A 15778-nucleotide genomic window follows, 5' to 3' on the forward strand; every position below is an offset into this window, starting at 1 on the left:
GGAGCACGTGAAGTACTGCCGAATCATCTATAACTACAGGCTCCTTTAGCCAGATAGTCGGGAATTCCCCATGAGCAAGGTCTATACGATTGCTGTCCTGGTTGGCAGTTTGAGAAAACAGTCGATCAACCGCAAAGTCGCGCTGGCGCTGGCTGAACTGGCGCCGGCGAACCTCAGGCTGAACATCGTCGAGATTGGTGATCTGCCGCTCTATAACGAAGACATCGACGTAACCCCGCCGGCAGCCTACAGCACTTTCCGAGATCAGGTGAGCTCATCCGACGCGGTGCTGTTTGTGACACCGGAATATAACCGCTCGGTGCCTGCCCCTTTGAAGAACGCGATTGACGTCGGTTCCCGCCCTTATGGCAAGAGTGTCTGGGGCGGTAAACCGGGTGCGGTAATCAGTGCTTCGCCTGGCGCGATCGGTGGTTTCGGCGCCAACCACCATTTGCGCCAATCCATGGTGTTTCTCAATGTGCCCTGCATGCAACAACCGGAAGCCTACCTGAGCAACGCCGGTTCGGCGTTCGACGACTCGGGCAAAGTGACCGAATCGGTTCGGCCGTTTTTGCAGAAGTTCATCAATGCTTACGCTGAGTGGGTCGAGCAATTTAATAAGGCTTGATCGGTCGGGGGCCAGTGCTTACGCTCAGGAAGCGCTGGCCAGTCAGCTGTTGATCGAACCATTCGATTTTGGGCGGCCGTGCGACAAGGATTTGAACAATGCAAAGCCCGACCACGGTCACACGGCTGATCACCCGTAAAAACGCCATCGACCAGAGTCGTGTCGAGTATGAGCAGCGCAGCCTGATTCCGGCGGTTGGCGAGGTGATCCTGAAGATTGATCGCTGCGCTCTGACCACCAATAACATTACCTACGCAGCCTATGGCGACTCGATGCATTACTGGGAGTTTTTTCCGACAGGGCAATCGGAATGGGGCCAGATCCCGGCCTGGGGTTTTGCCGATGTGCTGGCCTCTGAAGTCGATGGCATTGCGCTAGGGGAGCGCTTTTACGGCTACTTCCCACTGGCCAGTCATCTCTGGGTGCGCCCGGAGCGGGTGACCAAACGCGGTTTTTATGACGCCGCGCCGCACCGGCAAACACTGCTATCGGTTTACAACCAATACACCCGTTGCAGCTGGGACAGGTACTACAGCCCGGAGAACGAAAACCTGCAAATTCTGCTAACCCCGCTGTTTTTGACGTCGTTGATGTTGGCAGACTTCCTCCAGGACAATCAGTTCTTCGGTGCGACTCGTCTGGTGTTCTCCAGTGCTTCGAGTAAAACCGCTTTTGGCACGGCTGTTTGCCTGGCGGGCCAGGCGGGTCTGGAGCGAGTGGCACTGACGTCGGCGGGGAACAAGGCGTTTGTCGAGCATCTAGGGTGTTACGAGCGCACGCTCGGGTATGCCGAGTTGGCGTCGTTGGCGACTGACCGTCAGACCTTGTACGTGGATTTTTCCGGCGATCTGGATTTACGCGACCAAGTGCATCAGCATTTCGCCGAGCGATTGGTTTACAGCTGCTTTGTAGGTTCTACCCAAAGCACTGATGAGGCGCAATTGAGTGCTAAAACAGGGCCGCAGCCGGCGTTTTTCTTTGCCCCGATCCAGATTCGCAAACGCAACGCCGAATGGGGCGGGCAGCGGCTCAGCCAGTATATCGGCGAGGCAGTGCAGCAGTTCTATCGGCAAGTGACGGCACCGGCCAATCCATTGCTCAAGGTGGTGGAGAGTGATGGGCTTGAAGCCGCACAGACGGTTATTTCACGGCTGTTTCATGGGCAGATCGCACCGATCGAAGGGCATGTGATCCGTTTGTAATATCAGAACTCCACAAAAACCGTAGCAGCTGGCGCAGCCTGCGTTCGGCCGCGTAGCGGTCGTAAATCCTGAATTTGCGGTTAACCTGACACCCCGTGGTGTTTGATTTTACGACTGCTTCGCAGCCGAACGCAGGCTGCGCCAGCTGCTACAGGTTGCTTGTGATACGGTTTATTCGCTTTACCCTATATTCGAAATTCCATATATTCTCGCTTCGTTTGTTCAGGCGCTTTCACTTCCATGCCCGATTCCTGCAATCCCGTCGATGTGTTCAAGGCGCTAGCCGATGACACCCGCAGTCGTATTGCTTTGCTGATCGCCCGAGAGGGTGAGTTGTGCGTGTGCGAGCTGACTGCTGCGCTGGACCTGAGCCAGCCGAAAATCTCCCGTCACCTGGCGCAATTGCGCAGCCATGGATTGCTGGCGGACCGTCGCCAGGGGCAATGGGTTTTCTATCGCCTGCACCCGCAATTATCTCCGTGGGTCGTGACGCTGTTGCAAGGCGCGCTGGCTGCCAACGGTGTCTGGCTTGCCGCTGACATCGCGCGTTTGCAGGCGATGGATGACCGTCCGGTCCGCTGCTGCTGACTCCCCCTTCATTTTTTTACCCTTAGTTCAAGGCTGTTTCGCATGCTCATCGCGTCGTTGATTTTTCTCCAGACCATTACCCTGGTGATCTGGCAACCCAAAGGCCTTGGCGTAGGCTGGAGTGCAGTACTGGGGGCGGTGCTGGCGCTACTCACTGGCGTGGTACACGTCAGCGATATCCCGCTGGTGTGGGAGATCATCTGGAACGCCACCGGGACGTTTGTCGCGCTGATCATCATCAGCCTGTTGCTGGACGAGGCGGGTTTCTTTGCCTGGGCGGCGTTGCATGTGGCGCGTTGGGGGCAGGGTAACGGGCGCAAGCTATTCGCTTATATGGTGCTGCTCGGGGCGCTGGTATCGGCCTTGTTCGCCAATGATGGCGCGGCATTGATCCTCACGCCTATCGTGATTTCGATGCTGCTGGCTTTGCGATTTTCTCCGACAGCGACGCTGGCGTTCGTCATGGGCGCCGGATTTATCGCCGATACCGCGAGTCTGCCGCTGGTGGTGTCGAACCTGGTGAACATCGTTTCTGCGGACTTCTTCCACATTGGATTCAACCGCTACGCGGCGGTGATGGTACCGGTCAACCTGGTGGCCGTCGCGGCGACGTTGGCGGTGCTGCTGTGGTTCTTCAGGCGGGACATTCCGGCTGATTACGATCCGCAACAACTGGAAGACCCGAAGACTGCGATTCACGACAAGGCAACCTTCTTTGCCGGTTGGTGTGTGCTGGTGATTTTGCTGCTCGGCTGTTTTGCCCTGGAGCCGTTGGGGATTCCCATCAGCGCGATTTCGGCGGTGTGCGCGGCATTGCTGCTGGCCATCGCCGCCCATGGGCACAAGATATCAACGCGTAAGGTGATGAAAGAAGCACCGTGGCACATCGTGATTTTCTCCCTGGGCATGTACCTGGTGGTCTACGGCATGCGTAACGCCGGGCTGACCGCACACCTGGCCGGTTGGCTGGATGTGTTCGGGGATTACGGCGTGTGGGGCGCCGCCATGGGCACCGGGCTGCTGACCGCGTTGTTGTCGTCGATCATGAACAACCTGCCGACAGTACTGATTGGCGCATTGTCGATCGATGCCAGCCAGGCCACCGGGGTGGTGAAAGAAGCCATGATCTACGCCAACGTGATCGGCAGCGATCTGGGGCCGAAAATCACCCCGATCGGTAGTCTGGCGACGTTGCTTTGGTTGCATGTGCTGGAGCGCAAGAATATCCGGATTGGCTGGGGGTATTACTTCAAGGTCGGGATCGTGCTGACGGTGCCGGTATTGCTGGTGACCCTCGCGGCGTTGGCGTTGAGGCTGTCCATCTAGACCGTGTCGACCCTATCGCGAGCAAGCTCGCTCCCACAGGGGGACGCGTTCCAAATGTGGGAGCGAGCTTGCTCGCGATGAGGCCGGTTCAGGCGCCACAAAGCTCAACTCTGCCCCGGCACGTTCGGCCACAAATCAGCCACCAGAAACAACCGCTCGGCCTCTTCCCAGTCTCCGTCGCCGTTTTCGGTCAGGCGTACCAGCAACTGCGCAGGCGCTTGAGCGTCAAGCGCTGTCAGCCAGGTCTCGAGTTGCGTGCGGTCCCAGGTGTGCTCGGCAGGGTAGTGGGCAGGTGCGAGCCAGGCGTGGCGTGGCAGCGGTTGCCAACGACCGGGTGAGCTCTGGGCGATGAAGTGCACCCAGTCTCGCTGATGCAACCAACAACCCTTGAGGTGGTGCGGGTGGGCACCGTCCGGTGACTGAGCTTCGCCTGGCCATGGATACAGCAGATAACCGCCCAGCCACAGGTGTGCGCTGAACTGCAGGATATCCAGCGCGGCCAAGGCTTCGCGGCTTTCGGGGCGAGCGGAGATTGGCAGTTGATGGTGGGCCAGATGCGCCAGTTTGCGGTCCAGTCGGTCGTGACATCCCGGGCCAAGCCACTGGGCGGTGTCGTGGCCGTCGCCGTTCTGCGGTCCCAGATACAGCTTGATCGCCAGTTCCAGATGATGCACGCCGTCGCGGTCACGCAGCAGCATGTCCAGCTCGCCGAGGGTATGACCTTCGCGGCGAATCGGCAGGTTGGCGGCAATCAGCTCGATTCCCGGCGCGTGCTGCACGGCAAACTGCCAGAGCCGTTCGTAATACAAGCCCAGCCGACGAGTCGCGCCGAGCGCCAGCCAGCGCTGCAATTCACGGCTGTCCTGATCCAGCTGCCGCAGCCAGTGCTCCAGTCGTTCGGGCGCTTGTACCCAGTCGCTGCCAGCGAGTGGATGGCGTTGTGGCCAGGGTGTTTCGCTGAGCATCGGTGGCGCGAGGATGACCCAGGCCAGGTCGCGCACTTCGGGATGGCGCAACTGACGGGGTAGGGTGAGCAAGCCAGGAAATAGGGTCATCTTGCGAGCATAGCGCTTTGGTTCGCGGCTGAAAGGATTTTGTCTACGGCCCGCTTTCGCCCATAATCGTGTTTTTCGCCGTCGCAGACCAAGCGTCAACAGATCCTGATTAGGAGCCCCATGGAGCAATTTCGCAATATCGGCATCATCGGTCGCCTGGGCAGTTCGCAGGTGCTGGATACCGTTCGCCGACTGAAAAGATTCCTGCTTGACCGGCACTTGCATGTGATTCTCGAAGACACCATTGCTGAAGTCCTGCCCGGCCATGGCCTGCAAACCTCGTCGCGCAAGATGCTCGGGGAGGTCTGTGACATGGTGATTGTCGTTGGCGGTGACGGCAGCCTGCTGGGCGCCGCCCGGGCATTGGCACGGCACAACATTCCGGTGCTGGGGATCAACCGCGGCAACCTGGGCTTTCTGACCGACATCCGCCCGGATGAGCTGGAAGTCAAAGTCGCCGAGGTGCTCGATGGGCACTATCTGGTCGAAAACCGCTTTCTGTTGCAGGCCGAAGTTCGCCGTCATGCCGAGGCCATAGGTCAGGGCGATGCGCTGAATGACGTGGTGCTGCACCCCGGCAAGTCGACGCGGATGATCGAGTTCGAGCTGTATATCGACGGCCAGTTCGTCTGCAGCCAAAAAGCCGACGGCCTGATCGTCGCCACACCCACCGGTTCGACTGCTTACGCGCTGTCGGCAGGCGGCCCGATCATGCATCCCAAGCTCGATGCCATTGTGATTGTGCCGATGTACCCCCATACCTTGTCAGGAAGGCCGATTGTGGTCGATGGCAACAGCGAGCTGAAAATCGTCGTGTCGAAGGATATGCAGATTTACCCGCAAGTCTCCTGTGACGGGCAGAACCACTTCACCTGCGCCCCCGGTGACACCATCACCGTGAGCAAAAAGGCGCAGAAACTGCGGCTGATTCATCCGCTCGACCACAACTACTACGAAGTCTGCCGGACCAAGCTTGGCTGGGGCAGCCGGTTGGGTGGTGGAGGCGACTGATGCTCGATCCCGCGCGTAGCTACGACCTGATCGGTGACGTGCACGGTTGCGCTCATACTCTTGAGCATTTGCTGGACCGACTCGGGTATCACAAACAAGCTGGCATCTGGCGCCATCCGTCACGTATGGCCGTATTTCTCGGTGATGTGATCGACCGTGGCCCGCGGATTCGCGAAGCGCTGCACCTCGTTCACGACATGGTCGAGGCCGGCCAGGCGCTGTGCATCATGGGCAACCATGAATTCAACGCGCTCGGCTGGAGCACGCCGGCACCGCCCGGTAGCGGCAAACAGTACGTGCGTGATCACACGCCACGGCATGCACGGCTGATCGATGAAACCCTGACACAGTTTGCCAATCACCCGGCCGACTGGCATGACTTCCTCGCGTGGTTCTACGAGATGCCGCTGTTTGTCGATGCCGGGCGCTTCCGGGTGGTCCACGCCTGTTGGGACGGTGGCCTGATCGACGTGCTGCGTGCGCAACATCCCGATGGCCGCGTCGATGAGCACTTCGTCCAGGCGGCGGCGGTTTCCGGCAGTTTTGCCTGCATGGCGTTCGACCGGTTACTGCGCGGCACCGACATGCGCCTGCCGCACGGTTTGACCATGACCAGCGGCGACGGTCTGACGCGCTCGTTCTTCCGCACCAAATTCTGGGAAGACAACCCGCAAACCTACGGCGACATTGTGTTCCAGCCAGACGCCTTGCCCGAGCCCGTGGCGCGCACGCCGCTGTCGCCGGTAGAGAAGGACACGCTGTTGCGCTACGGCATCGACGAGCCACTATTGTTTGTCGGCCACTACTGGCGCAGTGGCAAACCGGCGCCGATCCGTCCGAACCTGGCCTGCCTGGATTACAGCGCGGTGCTGTACGGTAAATTGGTTGCCTATCGTCTGGACCAGGAAACCCGCCTTGATCCACGCAAATTTGTCTGGGTCGATGTTGAACGGCCAGAGGAGCTGCAATGAGTGCTGTTGCTGTATTACGTCTGCCACTGGCGGTGGATCTGAGTGGTTTCGTCAAATTGCTGCAACGCATGCACGTACCACATCGGGTCAGCGAAGAAGCCGGTGAGCAGGTGCTCTGGGTGCCTGACGCTATCAGCGAAGACGTGCGTGCGCTGTACGAACGTTTTCCTGCGGGCGATCCCGAGCATCAACTGGAGATCCCGGCCGCACAAGCGAGTATCCAGCGTCCAGGGTTCGTCGAGCAGTTGCGCAATAGTCCGGTGACCGCACTGATTTTGCTGCTGAGCATGATCGTCGGTGCGGTGACCTTGCTCGGCGAGAACCTCAATACGATGCACTGGCTGACGTTCCTCGATTTCCGCGTGGTGGGCGAATACATCCACTTCACGCCGTTGGCCGACAGCCTGGCGGCGGGGCAGTGGTGGCGTCTGGTGACGCCGATGCTGATCCACTTTGGCGTTCTCCACCTGGCCATGAACGGTATGTGGTACTGGGAACTGGGGCGACGCATCGAGTTGCGTCAGGGCAGTATCAATCTGCTGGGGCTGACGTTGCTGTTCAGTCTGGTGTCGAACTACGCCCAATATTATTACGGCGGCCCGACGTTGTTCGGCGGCCTGTCCGGGGTGCTTTACGGCTTGCTCGGGCATTGCTGGATCTACCAGTTGCTGTCGCCGAACCCGGCGTATCGTCTGCCTCGCGGGGTATTGGTGATGATGCTGGTGTGGCTGCTGCTGTGCATGTCCGGGCTGATCTCGATGATCGGTTTCGGCGAAATTGCCAATGCGGCGCACGTCGGCGGGTTACTCGTCGGGTGCCTCACCGGTTTGTTGGGCGGCTTGTACAGTCGCCGTAAACTCTCTGTCCAATAAATCGCCGTCCAAATTGCTATGTGAATAACCAGCGCGGAGACCTGATGTCCTCTTTTAACGAAATGATCAACAACATCACGCCAGAGATCTACCAGAGCCTGAAACTGGCGGTAGAGATCGGCAAGTGGTCCGACGGCGGCAAACTGACCGCCGAACAGCGTGAACTGTCGTTGCAAGCGATGATCGCCTGGGAGGTGCAGAACCTGCCCGAGGAAGAGCGCACCGGCTATATGGGCCCGCAGGAATGCAGTTCGAAGTCGATCACCGTGCCAAATATCCTGTTCAAGTCGGATGCCATCCATTGATCGAGATTGGCCGCGGTGCAATCAGCAAGATGTCGGCGCGCCTCGAAGCGTCGACCGTGCAATACGCCTTTCGCCTGGGCGATACCGAGGTGCCGGTCAATCCGATGATTGGCAGCACGGTTCGCCTGGAATACCTGGGTGCGATCCATTGCATCCATTGCGGACGCAAAACCAAAACCAGTTTCAGCCAGGGTTACTGCTACCCATGCATGACCAAACTGGCGCAGTGCGATGTCTGCATCATGAGCCCGGAGCGTTGTCACTATGACGCCGGCACTTGCCGTGAGCCAGCGTGGGGCGAGCAGTTCTGCATGACCGACCACGTGGTGTATCTGGCCAACTCGTCGGGCGTCAAAGTCGGGATCACCCGGGCCACTCAGTTGCCAACCCGCTGGCTCGATCAGGGCGCCAGCCAGGCACTGCCGATCATGCGCGTGTCGACCCGTCAGCAATCCGGCTTCGTCGAAGACCTGTTCCGCAGTCAGGTGGCCGACAAGACCAACTGGCGCGCCTTGCTCAAGGGCGATGCCGCACCGGTTGACCTGAAACAGATACGTGATCAACTGTTCGAAAGCTGTGCCGAGGGCGTGCAAGGACTGCAGGAGCGCTTCGGTCTGCAAGCGATTCAACCGGTATTTGATGTCGAGCCGATTGAAATCCATTACCCGGTCGAGCAGTACCCGGCCAAGATCGTCAGCTTCAATCTGGACAAGAACCCGATTGCCGAAGGCACGCTGATGGGGATCAAGGGCCAGTACCTGATCTTCGATACCGGCGTTATCAATATTCGTAAATACACGGCTTACCAGCTCGCCGTGCATCAGTAGAAGGACTCCAGCATGCGCACCGAACAACCGAAGATGATCTACCTGAAGGACTATCAGGCGCCCGAGTACCTGATCGACGAGACGCACCTGACCTTCGAGTTGTACGAGGACCACAGCCTGGTCCATGCGCAACTGGTGATGCGCCGCAACCCGGCCCGTGGCGCGGGCCTGCCGCCGCTGGTGCTCGATGGCCAGCAGCTGGAACTGCTGTCGGTAGCGTTGGGCGACAGTGAGCTGAGCGCCAGCAATTATCAGCTGACAGACAATCACCTGACCTTGCACCCGACCAGCGCCAGCTTCACGGTCGATACCAGCGTCAGGATTCACCCGGAAACCAACACCGCGCTGGAAGGCCTGTACAAGTCCGGCGGGATGTTCTGCACCCAGTGCGAGGCCGAAGGCTTTCGCAAGATCACCTATTACCTCGACCGCCCGGACGTGATGAGCAAATTCACCACCACGGTCAGCGCCGAGCAGCACAGCTATCCGGTGCTGCTGTCCAACGGCAACCCGATTGCCTCAGGTCCCGGTGAAGACGGTCGGCACTGGGCGACCTGGGAAGACCCGTTCATGAAGCCGGCCTACCTGTTCGCGCTGGTGGCCGGTGACTTGTGGTGTGTCGAAGACACCTTTACCACCATGACCCAGCGCAGTGTGGCGCTGCGCATTTACGTCGAGCCGGAAAACATCGACAAGTGCCAGCACGCCATGAACAGCCTGAAGAAGTCCATGCGCTGGGACGAAGAAGTCTATGGCCGCGAGTACGACCTGGACATCTTCATGATCGTTGCGGTCAACGATTTCAACATGGGCGCGATGGAGAACAAGGGCCTCAATATCTTCAACTCCAGCTGCGTGCTGGCCCGTGCCGAAACCGCGACCGACGCCGCGCACCAGCGGGTTGAAGCAGTGGTTGCCCACGAATACTTCCACAACTGGTCAGGCAACCGCGTGACCTGCCGCGACTGGTTCCAACTGTCGCTCAAGGAAGGTTTCACGGTGTTCCGTGATGCCGAGTTCTCCGCCGACATGCACTCGCGCACCGTCAAGCGTATCGAGGACGTGGCGTACTTGCGCACTCACCAGTTTGCCGAAGACGCCGGCCCGATGGCTCATGCGGTGCGCCCGGATGCGTTCATCGAGATTTCCAACTTCTACACCCTGACCGTCTACGAGAAAGGTTCGGAAGTGGTGCGCATGATTCGCACCTTGCTTGGCGCCGACGGTTTCCGCAAAGGCAGCGACCTGTATTTCGAGCGTCACGATGGCCAGGCGGTCACCTGCGACGATTTCATCAAGGCCATGGAAGATGCCAACGGCGTCGACCTGACCCAGTTCAAACGCTGGTACAGCCAGGCCGGTACGCCGCGTCTGGCGGTGAGCGAGTCTTACGACGCGGCGGCCAAAACCTACAGCCTGACCTTCTGTCAGAGCTGCCCGGCAACCCCGGACAAGGTTGAAAAACTGCCGTTCGTGATTCCGCTCGAACTGGGCCTGCTGAATAGCAAAGGCGCGGCGATTGCTCTGCGGCTGGCGGGTGAAGCGGCCGCTGACGGCACCTCCCGCGTGCTGTCAGTGACTGAAGCCGAGCAGACCTTCACCTTCGTCGATATTGCTGAACAACCGTTGCCCTCGTTGCTGCGCGGCTTCTCGGCGCCAGTAAAACTGAGCTTCCCGTACAACCGCGATCAACTGATGTTCCTGATGCAACACGACAGCGACGGCTTCAACCGTTGGGAAGCCGGCCAGCAATTGTCGGTGCAAGTGTTGCAGGAACTGATTGCTCAGCATCAAGCAGGTCAGGCATTGGTGCTCGATCAGCGCCTGATCAGTGCATTGCGCACGGTGCTGGCGAATGAATCCCTGGATCAGGCGATGGTCGCCGAAATGCTCTCGCTGCCAAGCGAGGCCTACCTGACTGAAATCAGCGAAGTGGCGGACGTCGATGCGATTCACGCAGCCCGTGAGTTCGCCCGCAAGCAACTGGCGGACAACCTGTTCGACGCGCTGTGGCTGCGTTACCAGGCCAATCGCGAGTTGTCGAAGCAAACCGCTTATGTTGCAGAAGCCGAGCACTTCGCTCGTCGTAGCCTGCAAAACATTGCGTTGTCCTACCTGATGCTCAGTGGCAAGCCCGAAGTGCTGGCGTCGACCCTTGAGCAGTTTGATGCCTGCGACAACATGACTGAGCGTCTGACCTCGTTGGCGGTGCTGGTGAATTCGCCGTTCGAGGCCGAGAAGGCCAAGGCACTGGCGAGTTTTGCCGAGCACTTCAAGGACAATCCGCTGGTCATGGACCAATGGTTCAGCGTGCAGGCCGGCAGCGGTTTACCGGGTGGCTTGCAGCGGGTTCGTCAGTTGATGGAGCACCCGGCGTTCAACATCAAGAACCCGAACAAGGTGCGGGCGTTGGTCGGTGCGTTTGCCGGGCAGAACCTGATCAACTTCCATGCGGCCGATGGTTCGGGTTATCGCTTCCTTGCGGATCTGGTGATCGAGTTGAACGGTTTCAACCCGCAGATCGCCTCTCGCCAACTGGCGCCGCTGACGCGCTGGCGTAAATACGACAGTGCCCGTCAGGTGCTGATGAAGGCCGAACTGGAGCGCATTCGCGCTTCGGGTCAGCTGTCCAGCGATGTGTTTGAAGTGGTCAGCAAAAGCCTCGCGTAAGCCTATAGCCGCTCCCACAGGTGTTCACCCGAACCCTGTGGGAGCGAGCTTGCTCGCGAAGGCTGCCTGACAACCGACCCATCTCTTGCGTATGTACACTGATCAAAATTGTGGGAGCTGGCTTGCCTGCGAAGGCGGCCTGACAGCCGACCTGTCTTTCGCAGATGTACACCAATCCAAACTGTGGGAGCGAGCTTGCTCGCGATAGCGGCCTGACAGCCGACCAATTTCTTGCAGGTGTACATATCCATTCCTGCGGTAACGGCGGCTTAGGGTTTCGCCCTTACGGCGAGTCACTTTTGACAAGCGACTCAAAAGTAACCAAAAGGTCTCGCCCCAAGCGTACGGCTCGTCGCTAAAGCTCCGAGTTCCCTCGCTCCGGCATTCATCAGGGGGCATCGCCTACGGTCTGCTTCGCGACGACCTCCTCTCGATGTGTCCGGCTGCGCCGTACGGCGCTGCGCACCTAACCCCCTGATGAACGCCTCCACTCAGCCTCCCGAAAGGGGCGGGTGGATCAAAAGCCAGATCAAGATCAAGATCAAAAGCCAAAGCTCAAACCTTTGTGTCGGATGTTTTCGCACAATCGCGGGTTTCTAATCATCCGTCCGAATACCTTGTCATTCAGCCACCGTCCTCAATCCTCCAGTTAACAAAACATAACGTGGCGTCGATTGTCAGACCTTTCGAAAGCTGGATAGGATAGGCCAGCTTCCGAAGGGGCTCTAGATTGCAGGTTTCAGCACGGTGCTGCGAACCCGCCATCAGACGTACGCCCTGAACGGCGCCCTGAAAGGTTGAACGACCTAACAATAATAATGGGGGAAGGTCTATGAGTGAGCCTGTCATGGGTGTGGGTTTTTGCCGCCCGCCGGCGTTACGCAGATTCGCGTTGCTGGCTACAGCGCTCTCGCTGTTGGGCTCTGTCGCGCTGTCGGCACCCGTTCTGGCCGCAGCTGCGCCTGCGTCCGATACTGTCTATTCGATTGAATCCGCCAAGTCCGCCAAGGGCCTGATGCTCGATATCGCGCATGCAGGCAAGCGCCTGGTGGCGGTCGGCGATCGTGGCCATATTTTGTATTCCGATGACCAGGGCCAGACCTGGACCCAGGCCAAAGTGCCGAGCCGGCAACTGCTGACCGCAGTCTATTTCGTCGATGACAAGCACGGTTGGGCAGTCGGTCACGACGCGCAAATCCTCGCCAGCGAAGACGGCGGTGTTACCTGGACCAAACAATTCGAAGACTTGAAGCGTGAAGCGCCGCTGCTTGCTGTCTGGTTCAAGGACCTCGGCACAGGCTTTGCCGTGGGCGCTTACGGCGCTCTGCTGGAAACCACCGACGGCGGCAAGCACTGGGAAGACGCCAGCGACCGCCTCGATAACCCGGATCAGTACCACCTCAACGCCATCGCGGCGGTCAAGGAGTCCGGGCTGTTCATCGTGGGCGAGCAGGGCAGCATGTTCCGTTCCCCCGACTGGGGGCAAACCTGGGAACGTCTTCAAGGACCGTACCAGGGGTCACTGTTCGGGGTGATCGGCACCGCCAAACCGGCGACATTGCTGGCCTACGGTCTTCGCGGCAATTTGTTTCGTTCCACTGACTTTGGCAGCACCTGGGAGCCGGTCGAGCTCAAGGCTGCCCGCGGGGCACTGGAGTTCGGCCTGTCCGGTGCGACCTTGCTCGACGACGGCACAATCGTGATCGTCGGCAATGGCGGCAGTGTGGTGCGCAGCAGCGATGACGGGGTGACCTTCAGCGTATTCAACCGTCCCGACCGCATTTCCGTTTCGGCGGTCACCGCGGCAGGCAATGGCAACTTGATTCTGGTAGGACAGGGCGGCGTTCGCGCTACTTCGCCAATCGGCGCCGAGCTGGGCAAATAATGAGAGGCGCAGATATGACATCCATGAGCAGTCATCATCAAGACAAGGCGACGTTTCTCGAGCGCCTGATTTTCAATAACCGCCCGGCAGTGATTGTCATTTGCCTGCTGGTCAGTATTTTCCTGTTTTGGCAGGCAACGCTGATCCGGCCGTCCACCAGCTTCGAAAAAATGATCCCGCTCAAGCATCCTTTCATCGAGAAGATGCTTGAACACCGCAATGACCTGGCCAACCTTGGCAATACCGTGCGTATTTCCGTGGAAGCCACCGATGGCGACATTTTCTCCAAGGAATACATGGAGACCCTGCGTCAGATCAACGACGAAGTGTTTTACATTTCCGGCGTTGACCGCTCCGGCCTCAAGTCGCTGTGGAGTCCGAGCGTGCGCTGGACCGAAGTGACCGAGGAAGGTTTTGCCGGCGGCGAAGTGATTCCGCAGAGCTACAACGGCTCGGCAGACAGCCTTGAGTTGCTGCGCAATAACGTGCTCAAGTCCGGTCAGGTGGGGCGACTGGTATCCAACGACTTCAAGTCGAGCATCGTCGATATTCCGCTGCTGGAGTCCTACCCGGACCCGCAGGACCAAGGCAAGCTGCTGGCGCTGGACTACCAGAAGTTCTCCCACGAGCTTGAAGAAAAGATCCGCGACAAGTTCGAAAAACAGAACCCCAACGTACAGATCCACATCGTCGGTTTCGCCAAGAAGGTCGGCGACCTGATTGACGGTCTGATCATGGTGGTGATGTTCTTTGGCGTGGCGTTCGTCATCACCCTGATCCTGTTGTTGTGGTTCACCAACTGCCTGCGCAGTACCGTGGCGGTCTTGAGCACCACCCTGGTGGCGGTGGTCTGGCAGCTCGGGTTGATGCACGCCGCAGGCTTTGGTCTGGACCCGTACTCGATGCTGGTACCGTTCCTGATCTTCGCCATCGGTATTTCCCACGGTGTGCAGAAGATCAACGGGATCGCCTTGCAGTCCAGCGATGCGGACAACGCCTTGACCGCCGCCCGGCGCACGTTCCGTCAGCTGTTCCTGCCGGGAATGATTGCGATCCTCGCGGATGCGGTGGGCTTCATTACCTTGCTGATCATCGATATCGGGGTGATTCGTGAACTGGCCATCGGTGCGTCCATTGGCGTAGCGGTGATCGTGTTCACTAACCTGATCCTGCTGCCAGTGGCGATTTCCTACGTCGGCATCAGCAAACGTGCCGTCGAGCGCAGCAAGAAAGATGCAACCCGCGAGCACCCGTTCTGGCGTCTGCTGTCGAACTTTGCCAGCTCGAAAGTCGCACCCGTCTCGATCCTCCTGGCGCTGATCGCCTTCGGTGGCGGTCTCTGGTACAGCCAGAACCTGAAAATCGGCGACCTTGACCAGGGTGCGCCGGAGTTGCGCCCGGATTCGCGCTACAACAAGGACAACAACTTCATCATCAGTAACTACTCCACCAGTTCCGATGTTTTGGTGGTGATGGTCAAGACCAAGGCGGAAGGCTGTTCGCGTTACGAAGCCATGGCGCCAATCGATGAACTGATGTGGAAGATGCAGAACACCGAGGGCGTGCAGTCGGCGATTTCCCTGGTGACCGTTTCCAAGCAGATGATCAAGGGCATGAACGAGGGCAACCTGAAGTGGGAAACCCTATCGCGTAACCCGGACGTGCTGAACAACTCCATCGCCCGTGCCGACGGCCTGTACAACAACAGCTGCTCGCTGGCGCCGGTGCTGGTGTTCCTCAACGACCACAAGGCCGAGACCCTCGACCGTGCGGTGCGTGCCGTGCAGGAGTTCGCCAAGGAGAACAACAAGGACGGCCTGGAGTTTATCCTGGCTGCCGGTAACGCCGGGATCGAAGCGGCCACCAACGAGGTGATCAAGGAATCGGAACTGACCATTCTGGTGCTGGTGTACATCTGCGTGGCCACCATGTGCATGATCACCTTCCGCTCCTGGGCGGCGACCTTGTGCATCGTGTTGCCGCTGGTACTGACCTCGGTGCTCGGCAACGCGCTGATGGCGTTCATGGGCATCGGCGTGAAAGTCGCGACCTTGCCGGTGGTGGCGCTCGGGGTAGGGATTGGCGTGGACTACGGCATCTACATCTACAGCCGCCTCGAAAGCTTCCTGCGTGCCGGCCTGCCGTTGCAAGAGGCTTATTACCAGACCCTGAAGTCCACCGGTAAAGCGGTACTGTTCACCGGTCTGTGCCTGGCCATCGGCGTGTGCACCTGGATCTTCTCGGCGATCAAGTTCCAGGCCGACATGGGCCTGATGCTGACCTTCATGCTGCTCTGGAACATGTTCGGCGCGTTGTGGCTGTTGCCGGCGCTGGCACGCTTCCTGATCAAACCCGAGAAACTGGCCGGGCAGAAGGGTAATTCGTTGTTTGCGCACTGATCGCCGAACCGCGAATGAAAAGCCGCAGCCCCATCTGCG

13 protein-coding genes are annotated in these 15778 nt (G+C 59.2%); 12 read left to right on the forward strand and 1 reads right to left on the reverse strand.

Going from position 1 to position 15778, the window contains the following annotated elements:
- Nucleotides 1-70 precede the first annotated feature (70 nt).
- The 4 genes from BK659_RS07185 (at nucleotide 71) to BK659_RS07200 (ending at nucleotide 3744) form a co-directional block, all read left to right on the forward strand.
- A complete protein-coding gene (locus BK659_RS07185) occupies nucleotides 71-628 on the forward strand; it encodes an NADPH-dependent FMN reductase (RefSeq protein WP_123424399.1) in 558 nt (185 codons plus the stop codon).
- Between the two features lie 98 nt (nucleotides 629-726).
- A complete protein-coding gene (locus BK659_RS07190; protein WP_123424400.1) occupies nucleotides 727-1830 on the forward strand; it encodes a DUF2855 family protein in 1104 nt (367 codons plus the stop codon).
- 240 nt (nucleotides 1831-2070) lie between these two features.
- On the forward strand, nucleotides 2071-2418 hold the full coding sequence (locus BK659_RS07195; RefSeq protein WP_123424401.1) for a metalloregulator ArsR/SmtB family transcription factor: 348 nt from the start codon (nucleotides 2071-2073) through the stop codon (nucleotides 2416-2418).
- 42 nt (nucleotides 2419-2460) lie between these two features.
- Nucleotides 2461-3744: an arsenic transporter gene (locus BK659_RS07200; protein ID WP_123424402.1), complete on the forward strand. Its 1284-nt coding sequence runs from the start codon at nucleotides 2461-2463 to the stop codon at nucleotides 3742-3744.
- 104 nt (nucleotides 3745-3848) lie between these two features.
- Here the strand turns inward: BK659_RS07200 and BK659_RS07205 are convergent, their stop codons facing one another.
- The gene (locus BK659_RS07205; protein ID WP_123424403.1) at nucleotides 3849-4799 is read right to left on the reverse strand and encodes a DUF1853 family protein; all 951 of its coding nucleotides are present in this window, start codon (nucleotides 4797-4799) and stop codon (nucleotides 3849-3851) included.
- 120 nt (nucleotides 4800-4919) lie between these two features.
- Here BK659_RS07205 and BK659_RS07210 point away from each other — a divergent pair, with 120 nt between their 5' ends.
- From BK659_RS07210 to BK659_RS07250, 8 genes are all read left to right on the forward strand, one after another.
- Nucleotides 4920-5810: an NAD(+) kinase gene (locus BK659_RS07210; protein WP_019690613.1), complete on the forward strand. Its 891-nt coding sequence runs from the start codon at nucleotides 4920-4922 to the stop codon at nucleotides 5808-5810.
- Entirely contained in the window at nucleotides 5807-6781 is a 975-nt protein-coding gene (locus BK659_RS07215; RefSeq protein ID WP_404942522.1) for a metallophosphoesterase, read from the forward strand. The genes BK659_RS07210 and BK659_RS07215 overlap by 4 nt, the downstream gene beginning before the upstream one ends.
- Complete coding sequence (locus BK659_RS07220) at nucleotides 6778-7653, forward strand: rhomboid family intramembrane serine protease (RefSeq protein ID WP_123424405.1); 876 nt, start codon at nucleotides 6778-6780, stop codon at nucleotides 7651-7653. The genes BK659_RS07215 and BK659_RS07220 overlap by 4 nt, the downstream gene beginning before the upstream one ends.
- A 44-nt stretch (nucleotides 7654-7697) precedes the next feature.
- Nucleotides 7698-7958, forward strand: coding sequence for a YeaC family protein (locus tag BK659_RS07225; protein WP_123424406.1), 261 nt, complete (start codon nucleotides 7698-7700; stop codon nucleotides 7956-7958).
- Nucleotides 7955-8785, forward strand: a complete 831-nt coding sequence (locus BK659_RS07230; RefSeq protein WP_123424407.1) for a DUF2797 domain-containing protein — start codon at nucleotides 7955-7957, stop codon at nucleotides 8783-8785. Before BK659_RS07225 ends, BK659_RS07230 begins: the two co-directional genes overlap by 4 nt.
- Nucleotides 8786-8797: 12 nt before the next feature.
- Nucleotides 8798-11455, forward strand: a complete 2658-nt coding sequence (gene pepN / locus BK659_RS07235) for an aminopeptidase N (RefSeq protein WP_123424408.1) — start codon at nucleotides 8798-8800, stop codon at nucleotides 11453-11455.
- 832 nt (nucleotides 11456-12287) lie between these two features.
- Nucleotides 12288-13340, forward strand: a complete 1053-nt coding sequence (locus BK659_RS07245; RefSeq protein ID WP_123424409.1) for a WD40/YVTN/BNR-like repeat-containing protein — start codon at nucleotides 12288-12290, stop codon at nucleotides 13338-13340.
- Between the two features lie 23 nt (nucleotides 13341-13363).
- Nucleotides 13364-15739: an efflux RND transporter permease subunit gene (locus BK659_RS07250; protein ID WP_404942515.1), complete on the forward strand. Its 2376-nt coding sequence runs from the start codon at nucleotides 13364-13366 to the stop codon at nucleotides 15737-15739.
- The last annotated feature ends 39 nt before the right edge of the window (nucleotides 15740-15778 follow it).

This window comes from Pseudomonas brassicacearum (genome assembly GCF_003732225.1).
Lineage (GTDB): Bacteria > Pseudomonadota > Gammaproteobacteria > Pseudomonadales > Pseudomonadaceae > Aquipseudomonas > Aquipseudomonas brassicacearum_E.